Annotated in this window: 15 protein-coding genes and 1 pseudogene; 11 read left to right on the top strand and 5 right to left on the bottom strand. The window is 57.6% G+C overall.

Annotated features, from left to right (window positions below; translation table 11 throughout):
- Positions 1–138: 138 nt before the first annotated feature.
- Together ACM6IK_RS16750 and ACM6IK_RS16745 are read right to left on the bottom strand one after the other, a co-directional pair.
- Entirely contained in the window at positions 139–831 is a 693-nt protein-coding gene (locus ACM6IK_RS16750) for a sensor histidine kinase (protein WP_414875204.1), read from the bottom strand.
- Positions 828–2,432: a response regulator gene (locus ACM6IK_RS16745; RefSeq protein ID WP_414875203.1), complete on the bottom strand. Its 1,605-nt coding sequence runs from the start codon at positions 2,430–2,432 to the stop codon at positions 828–830. Before ACM6IK_RS16745 ends, ACM6IK_RS16750 begins: the two co-directional genes overlap by 4 nt.
- Positions 2,433–2,769: 337 nt before the next feature.
- Between ACM6IK_RS16745 and ACM6IK_RS16740 the strand changes: the two are divergent.
- A pseudogene (locus ACM6IK_RS16740) lies at positions 2,770–6,903 on the top strand (CheR family methyltransferase).
- Here the strand turns inward: ACM6IK_RS16740 and ACM6IK_RS16735 are convergent.
- Positions 6,872–7,444 carry a hypothetical protein gene (locus ACM6IK_RS16735; RefSeq protein ID WP_414875202.1) on the bottom strand — a complete coding sequence of 191 codons (573 nt, stop codon included), beginning with the start codon at positions 7,442–7,444 and terminating at the stop codon, positions 6,872–6,874. The pseudogene ACM6IK_RS16740 and the gene ACM6IK_RS16735 sit on opposite strands and share 32 nt — an antisense overlap.
- Positions 7,445–7,828: 384 nt before the next feature.
- On the opposite strand from ACM6IK_RS16735, the gene ACM6IK_RS16730 reads away from it, so the two are divergent.
- The gene (locus ACM6IK_RS16730; RefSeq protein ID WP_414875201.1) at positions 7,829–8,098 is read left to right on the top strand and encodes a hypothetical protein; all 270 of its coding nucleotides are present in this window, start codon (positions 7,829–7,831) and stop codon (positions 8,096–8,098) included.
- Complete coding sequence (locus ACM6IK_RS16725) at positions 8,091–8,804, top strand: response regulator transcription factor (protein ID WP_414875200.1); 714 nt, start codon at positions 8,091–8,093, stop codon at positions 8,802–8,804. Before ACM6IK_RS16730 ends, ACM6IK_RS16725 begins: the two co-directional genes overlap by 8 nt.
- Positions 8,805–9,089: 285 nt before the next feature.
- Here ACM6IK_RS16725 and ACM6IK_RS16720 read toward each other — a convergent pair whose 3' ends face one another.
- Positions 9,090–15,530, bottom strand: a complete 6,441-nt coding sequence (locus tag ACM6IK_RS16720; RefSeq protein WP_414875199.1) for a DUF5801 repeats-in-toxin domain-containing protein — start codon at positions 15,528–15,530, stop codon at positions 9,090–9,092.
- A gap of 437 nt (positions 15,531–15,967) precedes the next feature.
- On the opposite strand from ACM6IK_RS16720, the gene ACM6IK_RS16715 reads away from it, so the two are divergent.
- Positions 15,968–17,179 (top strand): tyrosine-type recombinase/integrase, encoded by a 1,212-nt coding sequence (locus tag ACM6IK_RS16715; RefSeq protein WP_414875198.1) that lies wholly within the window; start codon positions 15,968–15,970, stop codon positions 17,177–17,179.
- On the opposite strand, the gene ACM6IK_RS16710 is transcribed toward ACM6IK_RS16715, so the two are convergent.
- Complete coding sequence (locus ACM6IK_RS16710) at positions 17,176–17,670, bottom strand: hypothetical protein (RefSeq protein ID WP_414875197.1); 495 nt, start codon at positions 17,668–17,670, stop codon at positions 17,176–17,178. The two genes, ACM6IK_RS16715 and ACM6IK_RS16710, sit on opposite strands and share 4 nt — an antisense overlap.
- Positions 17,671–17,857: 187 nt before the next feature.
- On the opposite strand from ACM6IK_RS16710, the gene ACM6IK_RS16705 reads away from it, so the two are divergent.
- The 7 genes from ACM6IK_RS16705 (at position 17,858) to ACM6IK_RS16675 (ending at position 22,363) form a co-directional block, all read left to right on the top strand.
- On the top strand, positions 17,858–18,061 hold the full coding sequence (locus ACM6IK_RS16705) for a helix-turn-helix domain-containing protein (RefSeq protein WP_305483389.1): 204 nt from the start codon (positions 17,858–17,860) through the stop codon (positions 18,059–18,061).
- A 117-nt stretch (positions 18,062–18,178) separates the two neighbouring features.
- Positions 18,179–18,415, top strand: a complete 237-nt coding sequence (locus ACM6IK_RS16700) for a helix-turn-helix domain-containing protein (protein ID WP_414875196.1) — start codon at positions 18,179–18,181, stop codon at positions 18,413–18,415.
- Positions 18,416–18,478: 63 nt separating this feature from the next.
- Positions 18,479–18,892 carry a hypothetical protein gene (locus tag ACM6IK_RS16695; protein WP_414875195.1) on the top strand — a complete coding sequence of 138 codons (414 nt, stop codon included), beginning with the start codon at positions 18,479–18,481 and terminating at the stop codon, positions 18,890–18,892.
- A gap of 586 nt (positions 18,893–19,478) precedes the next feature.
- Positions 19,479–20,918, top strand: a complete 1,440-nt coding sequence (locus ACM6IK_RS16690) for a hypothetical protein (RefSeq protein WP_414875194.1) — start codon at positions 19,479–19,481, stop codon at positions 20,916–20,918.
- A 141-nt stretch (positions 20,919–21,059) separates the two neighbouring features.
- Positions 21,060–21,254, top strand: coding sequence for a YodC family protein (locus ACM6IK_RS16685; protein ID WP_414875193.1), 195 nt, complete (start codon positions 21,060–21,062; stop codon positions 21,252–21,254).
- Complete coding sequence (locus ACM6IK_RS16680) at positions 21,254–21,520, top strand: DUF6953 family protein (RefSeq protein WP_414875192.1); 267 nt, start codon at positions 21,254–21,256, stop codon at positions 21,518–21,520. The genes ACM6IK_RS16685 and ACM6IK_RS16680 overlap by 1 nt, the downstream gene beginning before the upstream one ends.
- A 120-nt stretch (positions 21,521–21,640) precedes the next feature.
- Entirely contained in the window at positions 21,641–22,363 is a 723-nt protein-coding gene (locus ACM6IK_RS16675) for a hypothetical protein (RefSeq protein ID WP_414875191.1), read from the top strand.
- Positions 22,364–23,155 lie beyond the last annotated feature (792 nt).

Below are 23,155 nucleotides of genomic sequence, written 5' to 3'. Positions count from 1 at the left end.
CTCAGGCCTACGCTCGTCATGACGCAATCCTTGTTATTGTGCGAGCCGCGAACGGCGACCGTACAAAATAGGCTCCGCGTGTTCGGAATTTCAAGCAGCCCTCATCAATAAAGACGCAAAACCTCCTACGACAAACAGTCAGGGCAGGTAAAGACGGAACACCCCACCGCCCAACGGACCGCCATTGCCGATTTCGGTGCGTCCGCCGACGCCATTACGCTGATGCAACGCGGCAATTCGTCCGGCAAAGTACAGGCCCAGCCCGGTGCTTCCGGTGCTTTGATTGATGCCCTGCACGTAATCGGCCTGGCGCTCGATCATCTGCGCCGGATACCCCTGGCCATCGTCATTGATGGTCAACACCAGTTGCCCGGCCTCGTCGCTGACGCTGATCAAAACGGCATGCCGTGCAAAGCGGATGGCATTGTTGATGCAGTTGGCCAATACCGACGCGATCAACTCACGATCGAAGAAACCCAGCGGGCTCAGCGGGTCCACTTCATAGGTGGCCATGATGCCGCGGCTGGCGAACACTTCCTGATGGCAAGCCAGTTGCGCTTCGATGAAGTCGTCCAGTTCATGGTACGCCGGCTGCAACGGCATCTGGTTGACGCCCAGCTTGTACAGCCCCAGCAACTGCACCAGCATGCCGTTGAGGTGGGCAAACTCGAAGTCGATCACGCCCTGCTCCGGCGTCTGTTGCGCCGCCTGCGGCAATCGCGCCAGCCACTGGCTGTGGGCCTGCATCAGCATGGCCAGCGAGTTCTTCATGTCGTGCACGGTAGAGGCGATCACCGTGGAGAAATCCAGTGCCTGCTCATTGTCGATCATTGGCCAAACGCCTTGCTTTTCAGCTTCTGGTAACGCGGATAGCGCGCGTCGGAGTCGGGCATCAGGCCGACCATTTTCAGGCAGGTCCGGCATTCTTCCAGCTCCGCTGAAGGAACACCGGTGTCGGTGCCGTGCAACAGCGACTGCGCCAGGTTCAGGGCGATACTGATGTTCTTCGGCTGCATCGCCAGGGCTTTGCGGAACACCGCTCGCGCCTCCACCAGATTGCCGGTCTTGTACACGCGCACGCCCTGACGGTTGAGTTCAGCGGCGGCGGTGCCGGAGTTGAGGATGCTCGGGTCGTCGGTCTGCTTGGCGATGTCCTTCATGACCACAGGATCGTCGCCGTAGATTTCCACGCAGTTTTTCAGCATCGCGGTACCGGCCTCGGTCTGCCCGAGCATTTTCAGCTGTTTGGCCACCAGCAGTGCAGCTTCGGCGCTCATGAATTGCTCCATGCCATCCAGACGCAACAAGGCTTGCTCGGTGAGCTTGTCAGCCGTCTCGGCATCGTTGAGCAACAGGCTGGTGGCCTTCATCAGGCGTGCGCGGATTTGCAGGCCCGGATCGGAAGGGTTTTCCTTGGCCACGGCGCTCAATGTGGTGTTGATTTCCAGGCGGGTCCGCGTGTCCAGGCCCCTTTCGCTGCCCTTGCTGATCAAGGCGTGGGCCAGACCGAGGTTGCTCTCGGCATCCTTGAACCGCGACTGCGCACCCTGGCTCACCGCTTGGCGATAGGCCTTGGCCGCCGTGTCGAAATCCTCGTTGGTCATCGCCAGCTTGCCCAGCAACGCCTGGCGGCGAACCGCCAGCGGCGACAGGCGAATTGCTTCCTCCAGAACACGCTGTGCACCCTTGGTATCGCCTTCGGCGACCAGCACGTCCGCCATGCCGTCATACAGCGACGGCATCATCGGGAAGACTTTCAGGGCTTTTTCGTAAATGCCTTTGGCCTGCGCGACCTGACCGCGCTTGAACAGCAACTTGCCCAACCCGGCAAACGCCCATGGCAACGGGCGGTCGGCAATGATGCCGTCGTACAGGCGCTCCAGCGCTTCGTTCTGATTGAGGTCGCGCAGGGCATCGGCGCGATAGCGCAGGCACAACGGCGAGTAACGGATGTCTTGTTTGCACAGGGCGATGCAAGCGTTGAGCACCTCCATCGGCTTGCCCCGGTCAAGGGCCTGCAGGATCGGCTTGAGCAGGGTCTTGCGCTGCTCCAGGCGCTCCAGGCGCTGGGCCAGGCTGGATCGGTTGAAAGGTTTGGTCAGGTAGGCATCCGGCTCGTGCTCCAGCGCACTGAGCACCATGGCCTGGCTGGTTTCGGCGGTGACCATGACGAACACCGCTTCATGGCTGATCAGCTTTTCTTCCATCAGGTCTTCAAGCACCTGCTGGCCGTTCTTCTTGCCGTCGCCCAAATGAAAATCCTGCAAGACGAAGTCGTATTGCTTCTGCGAGCACATTTTCAGCGCCTGCTCGCCGGTGTCGGCAGTGTCCACTTCCTTGACGCCCAGTTCGCGCAGCATCGACCTGACCGAACTGCGGAAGTCCGAGAAATCATCGACGATCAGAAAACGCTTTTGGTGATACGACAGCATCGAAGATTTCCAGGCAATTTAAGAAGAACCCAAAGGCAAATACACGGACGGACTCAACTTCGCAGCCCTTGTTTTGGCGCGCAGATGATAACGGGTGGCACTAGGCTATCAAACACCTTCTCATCGCGATGAGGCCCCCAAGCCGGCCGCAAAGGCAAAATGGCCCCCGACTGTCCGGGTTATCGGCCAGCAGTGACGTTCCCTTGAGAATCTTCCCCTGCGGCACGCTCTAATTATTTGAAGGCGTTAGCGAAAAACAGGATTATCCTGATTTATCGATTGGCTTTTTCCTCCCCAGGACTCAAGCGCATTTCCCCCACCGCCAAAGGACGACCCCATGAGCACACCCTCCAATACCGTTCCAGAGCGAAAGGCCCTGAGCCCAAGCACGCTGGACTTTCCGGTGGTGGGGATCGGCGCGTCGGCGGGCGGGCTGCAAGCGATCAAGCGGTTCTTCGAAAACATGCCGCAGGACAACGGCATGGCCTTCGTGATCATTCTTCATTTGTCCCCCGACCACCAAAGCTTCGCCGACAAGATCATCCAGGAGTCGACCAAGATGCCGGTCTTGCAGGTCGGCAGCACGGTGCCTATCGAAAAGAACCGGGTCTACGTCATTTCGCCGGCGCAACAGCTCAATATGAATGACGGCCTGCTTGAGGTCAGCCCTGTCGACCCGCGTCTGGGACGTCACTCCTCGATCGATCTGTTTTTCCGCGACCTGGCCGATGTACACCGTGAGCGTGCGTTCTGCCTGGTGCTGTCGGGCACCGGCACGGATGGCGCGGTCGGCCTGTCCCGTATCAAGGAACAGGGTGGCATTACCATGGCCCAGGTGCCGGAAGACGCCGAGTTCGACGGCATGCCGCAGGCCGCCATCGATACGCACATGGTCGACTTCGTGTTACCGGTCGTTGAAATGCCGCAAAAGCTGCTGGAGTTGTGGAGCAACGCCCGGGAAATCAAACTGCCCACGGTCAGTGATCAGGGGATGCAGAGCATCGCCCCGGCGTCCGAGCGCGATACCGCGGCGGCCGAGCAAGTGCTGCACGACATTCTGATCCAGCTGCGCACCGGCACCGGCCATGACTTCAAACACTACAAGCGCGCCACCGTGCTGCGGCGTATCGAACGCCGGATGCAAGTCACGGCGCAACCGGACCTCGTCTCCTATTACAAATTCCTGCAAAACAATCCCGAGGAAACCAAAGCGCTGCTGGGCGACATGCTGATCGGCGTGACCAACTTCTTCCGAGACCGCGAAGCCTTCGAAGCCCTGGAACGGGATGTGGTGCCGCAATTGGTCAGCGCCGCCACGGCATCGGCGCAATCGGAGAAAAAAGAAGAAATACGCGTCTGGTCCGCTGGCAGCTCCACCGGCGAAGAAGCCTACAGCCTGGCGATGCTGCTGCACGATCAGATGCAACTGGACTCCAGCAAAGCCACGTTGCAGGTGTTTGCCACCGACATCGACGAACGCGCGATCAGCTACGGGCGCAGCGGCCTGTATCCGTAAGCCATCGTCACCGACGTGCCGCCGTCACGGTTGCGCCACTATTTCATCAAGGAAAACGATCATTACCGAGTGCGCAAGGAGCTGCGCGAAAAGGTCTTGTTCGCCAAGCACAGCCTGTTGTCCGATCCGCCGTTTTCGCAGATCGACCTGATCGTTTGCCGCAATCTGCTGATCTACCTGGATCGCGAAGTGCAGCGTGAAATCCTCCAGATGTTCCACTTCGCCCTGCGTCCCGGCGGCTTCCTGTTCCTCGGCACGTCCGAAAGCGCCGATGCCTGCCACGAACTTTTTGCCCCTGTCGACAAACGCAACCGGATCTTCCGCGCCAAAACCGGCACGGCTTCCAGCCGGCGCACGCCCACCATGCCCCGTGGCGGCTACGTACGTACCAATATGCTCCGGCAGGCCCCGGAAACCGGCGAGCAACGCAAACTGTCGGTGGCCGACCTGCACCAACGCGCCCTCGAACAATCAGCGCCACCGAGCGTGCTCGTCGACACCAACGCCGACATCCTGCACATGAGCGAGAGCGCCGGGCGTTTCCTGCGGCATGTGGGCGGCGAACTGTCGCGCAACCTGCTGAACCTGATTCTTCCGGAGTTGCGCCTGGAAATCCGCACCACCCTGTTCCAGGTCCAGCAGAGCGGTACTTCGGTCAAGTCCCGTGAGGTGCCGATCAAACGCGATGAACGACGCTACCTGATCGATCTGGTCGCCCACCCCTACAAGGATGAAGCCTCGGAGGGCGAATACATTCTGGTGATTTTCGAGGAGGTCGAGATCGACCCCACAGAAGTGACCTTGAGCACCCAGCTGCAAACCGAAAGCCAGGTGCTGTCCAACCTCGAGCGTGAGTTGCAACGGACCAAGCTGCACTTGCAAGACACCATCGAGCAATCGGAAATCTCCAGCGAAGAGCTGAAGGCCTCCAATGAAGAAATGCAGGCGATCAACGAAGAGCTGCGCTCGGCCACCGAAGAGCTCGAGACCAGCAAGGAAGAACTGCAGTCGATCAACGAAGAGCTGCTGACGGTCAACTTCGAACTGAAAACCAAAGTCGAAGAGACCGACAAGATCAACGACTACCTGAGCAACCTGATCGCCTCCACCGACATCGCCACGGTATTCGTCGACCGCAGCATGCGCATCAAGTGGTTCACCCCCCGCGCCACCGACATCTTCAGCATGCTGCCGGTCGATACCGGACGCTCGCTGCTCGACATCACCCATCGCCTGTACTACGAAGACCTGGCGGCCGATGCGGCCCAGGTCTTCGAATCGCTGAACATGATCGAGCGCGAAGTCAGCAGCACCGACAACCGCTGGTACATCGCCCGCCTGCTGCCCTATCGCTCCAGCGAAGACCACATCGACGGTACCGTGCTGACCTTCATCGACATCACCAAGCGTCGCGCGGCCGAGGAAGAATTGCGCCTGGGCGAAGAACGCATGCGCCTGGTCGCCGAAAGCACCCGCGACTACGCCATCATCACCCTCGATGAGCACGGCGTGATCACCAGCTGGAACAAGGGTGCCGAATTGATCTTTGGCTATAGCAAGTACGAGGCCGAAGGGACTCGCTACGATTTCATCTTCTGCGCCGAGGATCGTGCCAACGGCATTCCAGAAAACGAACTGCAAACGGCCCGCGACCATGGCCGCTTCGAAGATGAACGCTGGCACCTGCGCAAGGACGGCAGCCGGTTCTTTTGCAGCGGCGAAGTCACCTTGCTCAACGGTGACAATCTTCGGGGCTATGTGAAAATCGCCCGGGACCTGACCGGCCACAAACGCCAACATGAAGAACAGAGCCAGCAACTGGCCGAGACGCGCAACACCAGCTATCTCAAGGACGAGTTCTTTGCCGTCATGTCCCACGAACTCAAGCACCCGCTGAACCTGATCCAGCTCAACGCCGAACTGTTGCGTCGCTTGCCGGTGACGAAAAACCTGTCTCCAGCCGCCAAAGCCGTCAATACCATCTGCGAAGCCGTCACCAGCCAGGCGCGGATCATCGATGACCTGCTGGATGTCGCCCGGGTCCGCACCGGCAAACTCAAGCTGCAATCGGTTGCCGTGGACCTGAACAACGTCTTGCGCGACATCTACACCGTGGTCCTCAATGACGGGCACGACATCACGGTCGAACTGCAAGTACCCGCCGAGGCACTGATGATCCAGGCCGACCCGACGCGTCTGGAACAGATCATCTGGAATCTGGTGAACAACGCACTGAAATTCACCCCGGCCAAGGGCCGCGTGCAACTGATCGCGAGTCAGGCGGGCAACATGGCCAGGCTGGATGTCAAAGACAACGGCATCGGTATCGCGACAGAGCACCTCGAACATGTATTCGACCTGTTCGGCCAGGCGGAAAAACAGCACACCTCGCACCAACGCGAAGGGCTGGGGATCGGCCTGTCACTGGTCCGCCAATTGACCGAGGCACAACGAGGCACAGTGCAAGTGAGTTCCGGCGGCGTCGGTGCCGGTTGCACGTTTACCGTCTACTTGCCATTGGCCGAGACCAACGGTGAAGCCCTTCCCGTCGCGCAGATCGAAGACACTTGCGGCAGACTCAGCGGCTTGACCATCCTGCTGGTCGATGACTCCGCCGAAGTGCTGGAAACCTTGAAGATGCTGTTGGAGATGGAGGACGCCCAGGTGATCGCCTTCGACCGTCCGGTGGCGGCGCTGGACGCGGCGAAAAATACCCGGTTCGACCTGATCATTTCAGACCTGGGCATGCCGGTCATGAACGGGCACGAGCTGATCAGCGCCCTGCGCCAGCTGCCGCAAGTCAAGAATGTGCCCGCCATTGCGCTGACCGGCTACGGCGCGCAAAGCGATATTCAGAAATCACGGCAATCGGGGTTTAACCAGCACGTTGGTAAACCGGTGTCCTACGATGAACTGATCGACACTATTGAAGCTCTGCGGCACTCATCGACCTGAGGCAACTCAAGTAAGCGCGCTGTACGCAGGCCCGTCGATCGATGGCCTGCCGCAACCGCTCCTTTTGCTCGGCCCACACCCCCGGATCGACCTTGGTCGAGCGCATCAGTGTCAGTACGGAGGCCTTCGCGGCCTGATACTCAATCCAGGCATCGTCGGACTTGAGCTTCAAACGCTCACGCTCGGTCATTTCCATGCAACGCAGTGCCAGTACCGACTCGTCGGTGATCACCGGCCCCAAGGCCAGTTGCACCCGATGCGGCGCGACGAAGGCCTGGGTCTCGAGCACAATCTCCCCTGCCCGCGCCACGCCCCATCTCAACGCCAGTGCCCGAGGCTCACCGCTCTGCCGATCATGGGACTCTTCGCTGATCGCCCAGCCATTGCGGCCATAAATCCCGATAAACACCTGAGCAAACCCCAGCGGGCTGATGCGCGCCCGCACCTCGACCTGCACGCCGTTGCCGAGCACTTCTTCATAGGTCTGAAAGGGTAAGCGGGTATTGGTCCAGAGCCAGTATCCGGTGCCTCTGTGTCGCATCGATTGATCTCCACAGATGGAATTAGAAGTAAGGCACAGCCGTCACCGGGTTGCCATGCAGGTCGTCGGCAGACCTCCCCAAGCCCTGGCTTGCCGGTGACTCGGCCAGGCAGGATCCGCCGATAAATTGACTACTCTGAAATTAGAACTCCTAACTTCACGCCACTCGTCGATTAATTGACGATGCTGATCAGGATCAGACATTGGCCACTTGCCACCTCTGGCGAGCCTAATTCCTTGATTTTCGAGGGTTACTCTCCCCCTTGAGAACATCGCTCAGGCCTCTCCGCACCGGGTCGCTATCGGGGACCTGACGGATGGGCAGGCTGGCAGCACTCCGGGCTGACCTAGAATCAGTTGATAGCCGGGAGGGAGCACATCATCATGTGTAAACCACTGATAATTATTCGTATTGACCTTCTCTCCCGGGCTCTGGCTGCCTTCTGGAAACGTTCGCCCCGCGCACCAGCGCTGCTGATGGAGATGGCCCCGGGGTCAGTGGTTGCCAATGCCTGGGCGGGCGTCATCATGGCCTCCCGGCGTTCTAATCCGTCCTTCAATCACGCCGACCTGGCGAGCAAATTGCTGTCCCGGGTAGGCCTGCGGGTGGAGGCCATCGCTGGTTTTTCAAGGGGTCAGGAAGATCATGACTGACCAAAAAGAGTCAATTGGCGTAATGCTGATCGATTGTCGCCCCCTCGTGCTCATGGGCCTTCGCGACTTGATCAATGCCCGAAAGCCCCGGATGGAAGTGACGGCACAGGCCACCACCTATACCCAGGCGCTGGATCTTGCCGATCAGCTGCGGCCCGATGTGATTTTTTTCAGTTTCTTTCCGGATGCACTGAATTCTCTGGATGTCGTCGCGGGACTCACCCGTAGCGCCGAAATGAAAGTACTGCTGCTCAAGGGCCTGTACGAAGTCGTCCCCGTTGCCCAAGCGATAGAGGCCGGCGCTCGTGGCATCGTACTGGCGGAAGACCCGACGGAATCGATTATCCAGGCCATCCTCAAGGTCCACCATAACGACTTCGCAATGGACAGAGCCTGGGCTGGCGGACTTTCCGGCTATGCCACCACCGGGCATATACCCTTGAAATGCAATCGAGAGCAGGCGAAACAGGCACGGTTGACGCTGCGCGAGAGAGAACTGATTCGCGCCATCGTGGGCGAACCGTCCGCCAAATATGTAAGCATCGCCGGGCGCCTGGGGATCAGCGAGCACACCGTGCACAACCACCTCAGCAACATCTATCAAAAGCTTGATCTCATCAACCGCATCGACTTGCTGATGTATGCGCTGAAACACGGGCTCACCAACGAAGCATCGGCCGAGTCCGCCTGGGTGGAACTGGATTGAATTTCAAGTCGATACAAACCGGTCTGCCCCTCACTTTCAGGGAGTAGGCCGTCACCGCTTCGCCGTCCTTGTCGGTGGACCGGGACAGAGTGCCCCCGCAATACTGATGTCGCTCTCGGTAAATCCTGCCACACCAATCTGTACCTACCCGCCGCGTTCTTCAAGCCTTGTGCTGCTCGCCAGTTCACAGCGCATGCGATCACGGGAATTTCGCATCAGAACCGCAAAAAAGATGCGAGGGTGGTTTCCTGCGCCACCCTCACATTCGTTTACGCGCGCAATGCTTCAGGCGCTGCCAAAAAAGATGTCGGTACTCTCAACGTGGGCCCCGACCACGGTGATGGTCGTTGCCTGTCCGCCAGACTCGGCAACCGTCACGACGCTGTCCGCGCCGGTGTTGTTGATCGACTGGACAACAGCGTTCGGGTCGCCGTTAAGCATCAGCTTGTCTTGCACGCCTGACCCCGTATCGAAGCCGGTGACCTGGTACCGGTTCTCATTGACTGCCAGATCGACGTTGAACGCATCCTGCTTGGCGATCGTGCCAGCCAGCGTGAAGTCGAAGAGTGCGTTGTTCGGATCATTGGCGAACAGGTTGGCATCAAACGTACTCGTCGCCGAGTCCCCATCCTTGTCCGTCAGCGTCGCGCTGAATGCCAGCTGGACATCGCTGGCCAGGCTCTCGCTCTGCTGAAGGAACTGGATCACCGGGATCTTGATCTCGCCCCGGCCCATCGTCAGCTGAACAGCGTCGATCAGCGCCGAGCCCTCCTTCTCAATGAGGAAGGACACCTGTCCGCCGGCCTCCGGAGTCAGGGTGTTCACTTCGACGCGGTTCGAAAACGTGCCATCCTCGTAGTAGATCCGGTAGTACAGGTCCTCGGTCGCCGTGTTGTATCCCGCCACGGAGTTGTCGATAAAGACCTTCATGCCCGTCAGCAGGCTCTCCGGATTGATGACGAAACTTTCATCGGCGGCGCTGATGGCCGCCAGGTTATCTCCCTGGAAAAGGTTATTGGCGACGCCAATGCCGGACGTGCTGACGTTCATGGCCGCCGGGTCTATATACGACGGCAGGGGGTTGGTCTGCAGCGTGGCTTCGGTGGGGTCGGGTGCTCCGAGCCCGATGCCGGTCAGGATGTCCGAAGTCGACGCCAGCGCCTTCGCGGAAAAGAACACGATCTCTTCGGATGCCGAAGGAATAGCCGGGTTACTCGTCAGCGGAATCAACAATGTGCGCACCGAGTCCGGGCCGCCGGCAGTGAGTGAGCCGTCGGCACTGCTGAGCACGATGGTCGAACTGAAGCCTTGCACCAGATCCAGTGCATAGTGGCCATCGGCATAGGCAGTCAGCGTGTAGTCGACCGTGGTATTCGCCGTTGCCGCGTTGTTGTCGAAATCACCGGTCAAGGATCCTGCGAACTGGTACGCGCCATTGACATCCGGCGATGGCGACAGCTCGTGGAGCGTGCCGGTCCCGGTCATCGTCGTGTTGTCTGGCCTGACGAGGGTGAACTGGTCATTGACCAACGAGATATCCAGACCGGCTGCACCCAGCCCGTCGGCTCCCGTCGCCATATTCCAGAACCCGGATTGCGCAAGGACGCTACCGGTCCCGATCAGGTTGCCGAAACTGAGTGCCGGCCCGTCGTCCTTGAACACCAGGTTCTGCCCGATGTTCAGCGTCGCCTGGGCACTGTCGCCGTCCCCGTCGGTCTTGATCGCGGTCAGTGTCACCAGGTTGTCCGAGGCCAGGCTTGTCGAGTCATCCGGATTGGTGGTGTTGGCATGCACCACGGCCCGGAGCTGGTCGAGCGTGACGCTGCCATTGGCGGCTACGCTGACGGTGAACACCAGCAGATTGCCCGTGGCCGTGTGGCCTTCGACCACGCTTCCATTGAGCGACAGGTTCACCGCCTCGCCCGAGGCCGTGTCGGTCAACCCGGAGGCTCCCGCCACCACGCCCAGCGCATAGGTCAGCGTCCCCGCATCATCGGCGCCAAACGCCGAGTTGAAGTTGGCGGCAAAGCTCTGGGTCGCGTTGGTCGCCAGCAGCGTCTCGTCCACGGTCAGCGTCGGTTCCGTGCCGGTGGTGGTGATGCTCGGCCCGTCGTCCTTGAACACCAGGTTCTGCCCGATGTTCAGCGTCGCCTGGGCGCTGTCGCCCTCCTTGTCAGTAACGGTCGCGGTCAGCGTCACCAGGTTGTCCGAGGTCAGGCTTGTCGAGTCATCCGGATTGCTGGTGTTGGCATGCACCACGGCCCGGAGCTGGTCCAGCGTGACGCTGCCATTGGCAGCGACGCTGACCGTGAACACCAGCAGGCTACTGAGGGCCGTACGCCCTTCGACCACCGCGCCGTTGAGCGACAGGTTCACCGCCTGGCCCGTGGCCGTGTCGGTCAGCCCGGAGGCCCCCGCCACCACGCCCAGTGCATAGGTCAGGGTACCGGCCCCATCAGCGCCAAACGCCGGGTTGAAGTTGGCGGCAAAGCTCTGGGTCGCGTTGGTCGCCAGTACCGTCTCGTCCACTGTCAGCGTCGGTTCCACCCCGGTGGTGGTGATGCTCGGCCCGTCGTCCTTGAACACCAGGTTCTGCCCGATGTTCAGCGTCGCCTGGGCGCTGTCGCCGTCCTTGTCGGTAACGGTCGCGGTCAGCGTCACCAGGTTGTCCGAGGTCAGAGTCGTCGAATCATCCGGATTGCTGGCGTCGGGATGCACCACCGCGCGGACCTGATCCAGTGTGACGCTGCCATCGGCTGCCACGCTGACCGTGAACACCAGCAGGTTGTCTGTGGCCGTACGCCCTTCCACCACCGTGCCGTTGAGCGACAGGTTCACCACATCGCCCGTGGCCGTGTCGATCAGCCCGGAGGCTCCCGCCACTACGCCCAGCGCATAGGTCAGCGTGCCCGCACCATCGGCACCAAACTCTGAATTGAAATTGGCGGCGAAGCTCTGGGTGTCGTTGGTCGCCAGTGCCGTTTCGTCCACCGTCAGCGTCGGCTCCGTGCCGGTGGTGGTGATGCTCGGCCCGTCGTCTTTGAACACCAGGTTCTGCCCGATGTTCAGCGTCGCCTGGGTGCTGTCGCCGTCCCCGTCGGTCTTGGTCGCCGTCAGTGTCACCAGGTTGTCCGAGGTCAGAGTCGTCGAATCATCCGGATTGCTGGCGTCGGGATGCACCACGGCGCGGCTCTGGTCGAGCGTGACGCTGCCATTGGCCGCCACACTGACCGTGAACACCAGCAGGTTATCCGTAGCCGTGCGGCCTTCGACCACGGCGCCATTGAGCGACAGGTTCACCACCTCGCCGGTGGCCGTGTCGATCAGCCCGGAGGCTCCCGCCACCACGCCCAGTGCATAGGTCAGGGTACCGGCCCCATCGGCACCAAACTCTGAATTGAAATTGGCGGCGAAGCTCTGGGTATCATTGGTGATCAGTACTGTCTCGTCCACCGTCAGCGTCGGTTCCACGCCGGTGGTACTGATGCTCGGTCCGTCGTCCTTGAACACCAGGTTCTGCCCGATATTGAGGGTCGCCCGGGCGCTGTCACCGTCCCCGTCGGTCTTGGTCGCCGTCAGCGTCACCAGGTTGTCCGAGGTCAGAGTCGTCGAATCATCGGGATTGGTTGCGTCGGGATGCACCACGGCCCGAATCTGGTCGAGCGTGACACTGCCATTGGCCGCCACGCTGACCGTGAACACCAGCTGGTGGGTGATGGCCGTATGGCCTTCCACCACCGTGCCATTGAGCGACAGGTTCACCGCCTCGCCCGTGGCCGTGTCCGTCAGCCCAGAAGCTCCGACCTCCACGCCCAGCGCATAGGTCAGCGTGCCCGCCCCATCGGCGCCAAACGCCGAGTTGAAGTTGGCGGCAAAGCTCTGGGTGGCGTTGGTCGCCAGTACTGTCTCGTCCACGGTCAACGTCGGCTCCGTGCCGGTGGCGCTGATGCTCGGTCCGTCGTCCTTGAACACCAGGTTCTGCCCGATGTTCAGCGTCGCCTGGGCGCTGTCGCCGTCCCCGTCGGTCTTGGTTGCCGTCAGCGTCACCAGGTTGTCCGTGGTCAGAGTCGTCGAATCATCGGGATTGGTGGCGTCGGGATGCGCCACGGCGCGGCTCTGGTCGAGCGTGACGCTGCCATTGGCCGCCACGCTGACCGTGAACACTAACTGGTGGGTGATGGCCGTATGGCCTTCCACCACGGCGCCATTGAGCGACAGGCTCACCACCTCGCCGGTGGCCGTGTCGGTCAGCCCGGAGACTCCCGCCACCACGCCCAGTGCATAGGTCAGGGTACCGGCCCCATCGGCACCAAACGCCGAGTTGAAGTTGGCGGCAAAGCTCTGGCTGGCGTCGGTCGTCAGTACCGTCTCATCCACCGTCAGCGTCGGTTCCGTGCCGGTGGTGGTGATGCTTGGCCCATCGTCCTTGAACACCAGATTCTGCCCGATGTTCAGCGTCGCCCGGGCGCTGTCGCCATCCCTGTCGGTCTTGGTTGCCGTCAGTGTCACCAGATTGTCCGAGGTCAGACTCGTCGAATCATCGGGATTGGTTGTGTTGGCGTGCACCACGGCGCGGATCTGGTCGAGCGTGACACTGCCATTGGCAGCCACGCTGACCGTGAACACCAGTTGGTTGGTGAGGGCCGTATGGCCTTCCACCACGGCGCCATTGAGCGACAGGTTCACCGCCTCGCCCGTGGCCGTGTCCGTCAACCCGGAGGCTCCGGCCACCACGCCCAACGCATAGGTCAGCGTGCCGGCACCATCGGCGCCAAACGCCGAGTTGAAGTTGGCGGCAAAGCTCTGGGTGGCGTTGGTCGCCAGTGCCGTTTCGTCCACGGTCAGCGTCGGCTCCGTGCCGGTAGTGCTGATGCTCGGCCCATCGTCGTCGAAGATGATCTTGGAGCCGATTTCGGCTGTTGTAATAGAGGCCTGGACCAACTTGAAGCCACCGATATCAAAATCGGCGTGGTTATTGCCCTTGGCGTCGACGGCCGCCCCGTTCTCGACGAGTACGCGGTTGTGATCCGACGTTGTGGTGTATTGAATCTGGTAGCCGGCCAAAACGCCGGTGATGGTTGCAACCCCGCCAACCGTACTGATGACAATGCTCGGGCTATTCACCGATCCGTCTGAGTTCTCGAGCACCTGCCCGGTGCTTTTATTGATGACGCGAATATTGGTGATTTCAACCGACGTATCACCGACATATCCGTTGATGAAATTCACGCCAGGTTCAGACGCGGTGCTGAATGCGCTGATTTTTACCACAGCACTCTTGCCGCTTTGCAACTGCACGACGTCGAAACTGGCCGACTTCGCATTGAAGACGCCGGTAAAGTCGACGTTGGATTCAATATCGGCTTCGTTCTGATCCAGGTTGGGAATGGTCACATTCTGCCTGGCACCCGTGACGAACGAAAAACGGATACCTTCCTGTTCCGTAATCATCTGATTGTTGGTGCCGAAGGTGGTCGGCCCACCCGCCTGGCTGGTATTGATCGTGTCGCCAGTGGTGATATTCGCGCCGCTTGACTGGTCTGCTGGGTCCTTGCCGGTGGCGATGATGGTGGGGTCCGTGATCCGCAACACACCACCGTCGTTGACAACAGTCGGGGTCGCCGTCGTAAACATCAGAAAGAGGTTCTGACCTGAGGGTGCACTGGCCAGGCTGAACTCCATGTCCTGGCTGGCTCCGATGAAAATCTTATTCAGAAGATTGAGCGAATCATCGGCGTTCGCAGTATTTGTATGCAGCAGCGGTTGGTACTCAACGGTCCAGATCTTGCCGCCCGTGACCGGCGATCCGGTTTCTTCTATATAGGCTGCGAACACGATCGCGCCGCTTGCGCTCCCGGCTCGGCCCAGAACGATGTTGTTGTTCGTATCCGTATAGAGAAGGATGCTGATGCCGTCGAGGGTAGACAGCCCGCTGACCACGCCACTGAGCGGTGCGCCAGTGCTGTCGACGAAGCTGACATCGGTAATGCTGGCTCCGGGTGCAGAGGTGATGGTGAACGCATTGCTGCCCGTATTGCCCGCGACACCGGTATAGCCGCTCAAGGCCGCACCCGTTGCGGTGCCTGCTCCAAGTCCAGTCAAACGGCTAGCGAAGGTCGTGGGCAGGGACGTCACCAGAATGTCGTTGTCGTCAGCGTCTCCCACGGGGCCTGGAGTGGCCGTGCCGTTCTGCAACCCGGCCGTTTCGTCCAGGGTCACGTCCTCGCCGGTCGCCACGACGCTCAAAACACTGTCCGTAAAGGACGCTGTCGCCACGGCGTCGTCAGCGGTGCCGAGCACACCGTCGGCGCCCGCAGAGGTCGCAGTGAGCAGAAACGTCGCGCCTGCCGAGTCGTCGGGATTCACGTACCACGAGGTGGTGACGCTGCCGTTGACCTGGCCGTCGAGATCGCCGACACCGCCGTCGGTCACGGACCAGGGCTCGTGCCCCGCGCCCATATTGGTATTGAGTACGTCGTCGGATGTACCCCACACACCATCCGCGCCGGCACCGACGGCGTGGTCCACTTCGAGCGTCACGGTGCTGCCGGCGGCGAAACCGCTGGCCGTGATGATGGCGGTGCTGCCGGGGGCGTAGTCTCCAAGGTCGGTGGTGACGGTCGGAATGTAGGTAAACGTCCAGTCGTGGCTGACGGGGGAAGGATGGTCACCGGCGTTATTGGCCAGGTCATTGGTTAGCGATGAGATTTTCTTGCGCATAGACATGACTTTCTCCTGAGCGGGTCCAGTCATCGGGGGTCGACCTTGGACCATTTTCTGATCTATTGGTCACAACTATGAACAAGCACCGGACGATGCACATCGGCCGATACTCCCAGGCGGGATGGGAGTTTCAGACTACTTGGGAGGGGAGAAGGAAAGTCGCGGAGGCAGGGTTGATGGATTCGATCAATCCCAGGCACCAGGATTTGTCGAACTTTATCTACAGGTCATGAAAATGAAGTGTTGAAACAGGCGGGGGAGCTGCGAAATATGGTGTCCCAGGGCAGGTTCGAACTGCCAGCCTTCCCCTTAGGAGGGTCAATTTACGCATAGCAAAGAAAGGAGAAGGCCAGTATTTATCAGGCCTCCAGTCCGGTTGCGTCCGAGAAAACGGCGCCGTATAGTTCCTTTTGCACCCACCATGCACCCATGGAAACAAAGTGAAAGAGAAGCTAACCGCCAAACTACTGTCCAGCTTGCAGGTAACTGGCCGGGAATATGAAGTCCATGACACAACCATAACCGGTCTATTCGTGCGGGTCACCGCGGCGGGTGCGCGATCTTATGTGGTGACTTGGGCTAGAGGCCGCAAGAAGACCTTGGGCCGGGTTGGCATTCTCACATTAGATCAGGCTCGCCAAGAAGCAACGCAATACCTAGCAGACGCCAGAAAGCACGGCGAGCCCTTGGCAGTGTCTCAAGGTCGCAAGGGTGCCGCCCTGCCCTCCTTGCGCGACTTCATCGACCACACCTATATGCCGTGGTTCAAGACTCACCACAAAGGGCATGAGAAAACCCTGCACACGCTCGACAACAATTTCTTGCCGATAATGCCTCAACGGATCGACTCAATCACAGGCCGCGACCTTGAGCAGATCCGCACCGGATGGATGCAGGCCGGCAACAAGCCTTCGACAGTAAATAGAAAAATGGGCTCGATCAGTGGAGTATTCAGCCGGGCCGTTGAATGGGAGTACATCGCCACACATCCGCTAGCCAAGCTTAAGCAGCTCAAGGTCGACTCAATGGGTAAGGTTCGATACCTGGACCAGGATGAGACCAAACGACTACGCGAAGCTCTGGACTCGCGCCAAGACGAAGCGCGGGCCGAGCGCGAGACAGCCAACAAGTGGCGGGAAGACCGCGGCAAAGAGCTGATGCCAAGCTTGCTACTGCTTCCCTTCACCGACCACCTGAAGCCGATGGTGCTGGTGTCGCTGAATACTGGGATGAGGCGCGGTGAACTGTTCGACCTGAAATGGTCAGCGGTGAACTTCGACACTAAGACAATCACCGCCGCCGGTACCACCACTAAAACGAGTGACACACGACATATCCCCATGAACAAGGAAACCTTCGGCGTACTGGAGGATTGGAAAAAGCAGGTCGGGAAGTCCCGGTATGTTTTCCCGAGCCAGGGAGGGGGCCGCCTAGAGGATGTTAAAAGCGCCTGGCTCAAGTTGCTTGAACGAGCCAAGATCGACGGCTTTCGCTGGCACGATATGCGTCACGACTTCGCGTCACGCCTTGTTATGGCGGGCGTACCGCTCAACACGGTACGGGATCTGCTAGGGCACGCCGATATCAAAATGACGCTCAGGTATGCCCACTTAGCGCCGGGTACCAAGGCGGCGGCGGTGGAGCTCATTTAGAAGGGAATGTCAGGCATCAAATCTTCATCGGTCATAGGCAATATAGTCGGCGACGCTTTGTTCCTCTCAACGTGATCAAGTATTTCTTTCCAGCTAGAGCGTACTCGCGATGCAAGCAGCCGAGATGGTTCTGCTGACCACGATCCATCCGCGTATCGCTGCCAAAAATGCTCAGTCGCCTTGATGGTTTCCCAGGTCCTGAGCTCATCGTACGTCAAGGCTTCAGGCATATGAATGGCCAATTGCACTAGCCTTGAAGACTCGTCAGTAGACCAAATTTTATCGAGAACAGTGGACAGAGTACTGCCATCAAAGTCGACAGATTGCTGGGCTATCGCCTGCGCAATTGCCCACTCAACTACGGCTGTCAAAGAGCGCTTTTGCAGTCTCCCCATTATGTCCAAAGCGAACTTTATCTTCGGATCAATTCTGATCCCGACACTGACTGTTGTGCTCGTCTCGCCGGTGCGCTTGCTCGTCTTAGTGGCCATACCATTCCATCTGTTCTGTAGCGGTCGGTTCAGCCGACCTGATAGGTGCAGCTTGCTCGACGCGCAAACCACTGTCAATCCATGCAAGTACAAGACTGTATAGCATTTGCTTGCATTGTTAGATTTATGCATTGTAACCTAGCAACATCTGGCATCCTCTTCAGTGCCGGAATTTAGGGATACGACCATGGAACAAACCCCGCAACAAATGGCTCCGCTGTCGGTGAGCGTCGAAGAATCTGCTCGCATTTTGGGTATTTCGCGCTCTGCTACTTACGAGCTCATCGCCCAAGGCGAAATCAAGACTTTCAAGATTGGTCGACGGCGCCTGGCACTGGCGTCCGAACTGAAGGTGTTCATTGAGCGCGCAGCTAAGGCCGGCGCACGGTGAAACACGAAAAGAATAAAGGGGAAGTATTGCGCAGGACTGCGCGGAGGATTGCCAAGGCGGTGCTCGAACACCGCCTTAGCGAAAACACACTGGATAGCACCAACGTGAGGGCAAACTATGACACGCCATACTTCAACTGAGCAAGACCGCAAGATGATGGAGGCGCTGCGAAACGGTCCAGTTTCGACCATCGAAGCGGCAAAGGATTTGGATATCGTCCAGCCACCAAACACCATTCGCCGCCTCAGGAAAAAGGGGCACGAAATCCGCACCTACTGGACGCATCAGTCCACCGAGCCAGGCCGCCCGCCGCACCGGGTGGCCAAGTACATCTTGATGCGCGAAGCGTCGTAATCCAGAGATCGCAGAGGTCTCCGTAATTTGCGGAGACCTCTTGCGCCTGCCTGTGAGCCGCTGATGGCGATAAAAAGAAAGGGGTTCAAACCCAAGGCCAAACCATTTGCCATGATGCTTTGGCAGATGGGGCAGTCTGCCCCCTATCGTGCGCTGAGCTTTACCGCCAGGGGGGTGCTGATGGAATTGCACATGCAGTACAACGGCAACAACAACGGCGATCTGTCAGCCACGCGCACTATGGCAAAAGAGTGGGGAGTGAGCTCTCCGAACATTCTGCAAAAGGCGCTGACTGATCTCTTAAATGGGGGGTGGATCATCCAGACCCGCACCAGCTATTTTTCCCGCCATGGGTCAAGGTGCGCGCTGTACGCGCTTTCCTGGTATGCAATTGACGAATGTCCCGGGAAGGAACTCGAAATATCCCCGACTACCACCCCGCCGAAAACCGTAAGGGATCTGACAAATTCGGATTAGTCCGGTATTGAATCAATACACGTAGCGGTATCGAATCAATACACGTAGAAAAACCGAAAGTACCGTTCCGTCCGGTTGCGTTCAGAAACTGCCCCATCGTGTATTGATTCAATACCACTAAATCGATTCTTCCTGTATCGAATCAATACACCCTTATAGATATCTACCATACCAGCCGTTGAAAGCAGTCATTACTCGCCAGGCCCAGATGACAGTCCACAGCAAAAGGCACCACCCTGTTGCGGGGTAGTGCCTTGGTTATTACGAAGCTTTCGCTGTTTGTCTGCTTAGACTTCAACCTCTAGCCGAGGCCGATCAGCACCCGGGTCGTCTGAGCCGAAAGCGCCTGATTCAATGCCTTCCTGCTCCACACCACAGGTCGTACTCAGGGCGGTCGCCCGCTCCCGCAGCATTCGCCCATTTTGGCAACTCTTTGCGCCACCGCATCTCATCCGAAAGCGTCATGGGGGGTAAATGCGCTCAAAGCTGAGCACACCTCTCAGTGAAAGTAAGCGCATCTGCTTATATCGAAAATCACGATACCAGCTATCCTTCGGGCTTGATCGTAGACACAAGGAAGAACGTCATGTTGTTCTGGGAATGGGAACGCTTAGAGTCGTATGTAGAAAACAACCTTTTCAGGGTCTCCGATCCTGGCAAGCTATTGTCCCCGGTACGCAGTGTGAGGGTATGGAGGGATCAAAACCTTCGCCTTGTAATGGAGACCAAATCTGCGCAGCACGGCACGACCATGAGGGAACAGGAGCATCCTCCAGGCACCGTGCGCTTGAATGAAGATGCTGTGGACTTTATCAGCCCTGGTGGCGGAACCGCTCGTGCCTTTGGAGTAGATATTAGGAGATCAAAAAGCCATACGAACCATCAACACGGTACGCATGAAACGATTCAGACTTGTTCTCTGCATCATTTTGAGAGCACTACTTCCTCCGAAGGTGCTGTAACTTATGTTTTTGATTGGCTGGCTAATATTGACAAGGGATCTTACTTATGGCCCGACGGTGTAAAAGACTCGACACAGGAAGTATCGACTAGAATTTTCGGGTACGGTGCTGACCCTGTGACTTTGACCGCGACCTCCACAAATGAGAGCGGGTCAAGGAATTGCTTAGACATTACTGTCGGCGGTTTTCGGGTGATACTAGGTTCTTCGACGCTGGGAGCCGAACTTGACAATGTTAAGCCGGGATACATTCTGTATATTGGTAATCCAGACGAAGAAACTCGCAAGCGAATAAGAGATAGTTTGTCTTTCGCCCTTGGCTTCCCCATCGTTAATTTGGGGTATGCGAAATATAATGAGGAATTGAAGCTGCTCAACTTCAAGGCGATAAACGGCTATTCGATGGATGGCAGAGCTTTCAGCGTGCCTGTTATGGCACCAGCGCCAATTTGTGAGCCAGCGAGCAGCAATATGCTAGACAAAGGCAAGCTTGAGCAAGTGGTAGGCTCTTTTTTTGCTAACTACAACAGCTTTGGCCTTAGCTCTCTCAACTGGGTTTATTGGCACGCAATAACGGCGCCGGTGCATATGGCTGCGGCATACTTTGGAGCAGCTATTGAAACGATTCAAAAGAAATACATTGACGGGGAGGGAACTCGCTTCAATAATCTTATCATCCCAAAAAGTGAATATAAGATTCTAAGAAGGGCAGTGCTTGATGCTATGAAAGGTTTTGAATTGACACCAGAGATTGAAAAGACATTTCAAAACAAACTTGATAATGGCAATGCCGTATCTTTGAAAGTTAAGTCACAGCGTTTTTTTGACTATTTGAATTTGGATATGGGAAGCGCCGAGCTCAACGCATGGCAAAGACGCAACGACGCGGCCCACGGCAATGAATTAGCCGATGGAGACTACATCTCTCTTATTAGAGATACGAAGCTACTGAAGCTCATCCTTCATCGAATCGTCCTCAAAATTACTGGTGCCAGCGAAGAATATAATGACTATTACACCCTTAACTTTCCCATAAGAAATATTAGGTTTGGCGTGTCTGAGTGAGTTGCATCAGTCTCGGTGAGACGATTCGGTCTCACTGAGAGCCCCAGTAAAAATCTCGACCCAGCCTCCTTGAAAGCCATTTGTCACACCGCTACTGTGAGGCTCGGGAAATTTCCCCCGGCATACATGAAGGGCTAAGAAATGAGCACAGAAATAGAGTTTACGATTGGGGACATTGTCAAACTGAAGTCGGGAGGTCCTGATATGACAGTCAAAGGTTTTCGCGCGTCCTCCGACATCTTTACCTGCCAATGGTTTGCAGGGAAGAAGCTTGAACAAGGCGAATTTAGGCCCCATAGCTTAGTACTGGTAGAGCCTAACCCAGAGGGAGTTTGATGGACGCGGACTCAGTTGCAGAATGGATGCTCGCTCAGATCCAACGGGAAGAGTGCATCTACCAAGACGATGTAGTGGACCACCTGGTGAAAGCTAAGCGGGAGGAATTGCTAGCCGAAAACGCAGACGGCAATCAGGTGATCGGTAAGCAAGTGCTGGCCGCCTTCCGCAAGCTGACTCAGGACACGGTGGTCTGGGTGAAGCCGGATCGATATTGGCGGTTTCGGGTAGCAGAGGATGAGCCAGGGCGTGACGCTAGAGGCTGATGTTTTGTGCTGTTCACGTATAGCTCCCGGGGAGAAACTTTAAAAAGCCATACCAGGCAATTTTTGCGGCTCCTGGATTGGAAAGGCTTTTCAAGACCGCGTAGAGGGAGAAGGCGCTCTATGGAACAACCAGACCAGCTCGGCGTTGATGATGCAATACCCAATAAGTATGTCGCTTTCTGCGACGTACTCGGATTCTCCCATGCAGTGGAGAATCAGTTCGAACAAACTATTCTTCTGTACAAGGAATTCAGTAAACGAATCTCAGAATGGCCATTCCCAGAAAAAGCCAATGTTTCCGTTTACTCCGACTCGATTCTCATCGTTTGTGATGAGTTACCTCCGCTTCTATATGCAGTGCAGAGCCTGTGGTTTGCCACCCTAACGCAGAACTGGTTAATCAGGGGCGGGATTGCTTATGGTAAGTACTGGGAAGATCGGAGCAACGGGAATCTTTTTGTAGTCAGCGACGCCTTGGTTAGAGCTGTGCATCTCGAATCGACAGTGAAAGTGCCTGGTGTTGTCCTATCACCTGAGGTTGAGGTGCCGCTGGGCATATGGTTTACCAGATTTCGCGATGGGCAATTTTCAGCGCCCCTTTTGCACTTCGACGGCCTCAATGTAGTGAATCCATTCAATCACTATTGGTTCGCATCGGCGAAAAATCGGGTTGCTCAGCTATGGGAACAATATCCCCAGCACTCTGCAAAATACGAATGGTTTCTAAATTTGGCAGAACACGTGGGAGACGGCAAGCCCCTAGTTCCCGAGGAGGTTGTAAAAGAACTCCTAGCAATGGGAGTCATTACGAATCGAAGTAAGGAAAGTACGCAAAACACATGAAGGGGTGTATTGCGGCAGTAAAGCGCTTTAGTCTCAGTGAAATATTTCGGTCACACTGATTGGAAAAGTTCCGGTTTCGAAACTGTTCAAAATTGATTTTGTATGTACACGTCCCGTATTTCCGCATCAGCCTCGAGGCACGTGTACAGGACAGTTAAGGATGACTTCACCAATCTATTATCCCGCCCTGGCGGTGAGTGTGGCGTGTGTTTGCCACCGTGAAATAGATTGTTCCTGACTTGCTTTGCTGCATCTATCGCCTGCTCAAACCTGCCAACACCATGCAAAGCCCGGTGCTCCCACCGCTGAGCACTGACCTGAAACAAAGGTGGCTCGTCACAAAGATAACTAATGTCCTCTTCAAGGGGCGAACCCGGATCCACGATCACCAACTCAGCCACCTTTTCAGCATACCTCCACCACGCGGGCTCAACTAAACCTCGAGCCTCCCTGCAATACCCTGCCTCTTTAAGCGAAAACTCAAACCGTGAGAAAACAGCGAAAAACTCACAAACGAGCTCTCGATCAAGATGAAGGCCAGCAAATGGTGAGGGGATATCCATATCTTTGAGCTCCAGCACGGCCATTGAGTACCTAGCGATACTAGCTCATGCCATCGTTCGAAGTGGCGTGACAGCAGGCTGGAGCAGGCGCGATTCAATTGTGATCCTCGTTCACATTTGAGCCATCCGAACCAAAGCCGCAATCCGACTTTACCTCGACATCGACTCCGCGACACCTGACCTATCGAAATGGGAGGCCACGTCTCCTCTCCTCCACCTTCAATCTGAG

Origin of the sequence: Pseudomonas sp. IT-196MI5 (genome assembly GCF_949767415.1) — a bacterium.
Classification (GTDB): domain Bacteria; phylum Pseudomonadota; class Gammaproteobacteria; order Pseudomonadales; family Pseudomonadaceae; genus Aquipseudomonas.
Note: the sequence above shows the minus strand (reverse complement) of the source record. Positions and strands in the feature narration are given on the sequence as shown.

Coding starts and splice junctions, on each gene's coding strand:
- ACM6IK_RS16735 (WP_414875202.1), bottom strand. CDS start 7,444: ATGCGACACAGAGGCACCGGATACTGGCTCTGGACCAATACCCGCTTA.
- ACM6IK_RS16730 (WP_414875201.1), top strand. CDS start 7,829: ATGTGTAAACCACTGATAATTATTCGTATTGACCTTCTCTCCCGGGCT.
- ACM6IK_RS16720 (WP_414875199.1), bottom strand. CDS start 15,530: ATGTCTATGCGCAAGAAAATCTCATCGCTAACCAATGACCTGGCCAAT.
- ACM6IK_RS16710 (WP_414875197.1), bottom strand. CDS start 17,670: ATGGCCACTAAGACGAGCAAGCGCACCGGCGAGACGAGCACAACAGTC.
- ACM6IK_RS16700 (WP_414875196.1), top strand. CDS start 18,179: ATGACACGCCATACTTCAACTGAGCAAGACCGCAAGATGATGGAGGCG.
- ACM6IK_RS16745 (WP_414875203.1), bottom strand. CDS start 2,432: ATGCTGTCGTATCACCAAAAGCGTTTTCTGATCGTCGATGATTTCTCG.
- ACM6IK_RS16680 (WP_414875192.1), top strand. CDS start 21,254: ATGGACGCGGACTCAGTTGCAGAATGGATGCTCGCTCAGATCCAACGG.
- ACM6IK_RS16685 (WP_414875193.1), top strand. CDS start 21,060: ATGAGCACAGAAATAGAGTTTACGATTGGGGACATTGTCAAACTGAAG.
- ACM6IK_RS16690 (WP_414875194.1), top strand. CDS start 19,479: ATGTTGTTCTGGGAATGGGAACGCTTAGAGTCGTATGTAGAAAACAAC.
- ACM6IK_RS16675 (WP_414875191.1), top strand. CDS start 21,641: ATGGAACAACCAGACCAGCTCGGCGTTGATGATGCAATACCCAATAAG.
- ACM6IK_RS16750 (WP_414875204.1), bottom strand. CDS start 831: ATGATCGACAATGAGCAGGCACTGGATTTCTCCACGGTGATCGCCTCT.
- ACM6IK_RS16695 (WP_414875195.1), top strand. CDS start 18,479: ATGGCGATAAAAAGAAAGGGGTTCAAACCCAAGGCCAAACCATTTGCC.
- ACM6IK_RS16705 (WP_305483389.1), top strand. CDS start 17,858: ATGGAACAAACCCCGCAACAAATGGCTCCGCTGTCGGTGAGCGTCGAA.
- ACM6IK_RS16725 (WP_414875200.1), top strand. CDS start 8,091: ATGACTGACCAAAAAGAGTCAATTGGCGTAATGCTGATCGATTGTCGC.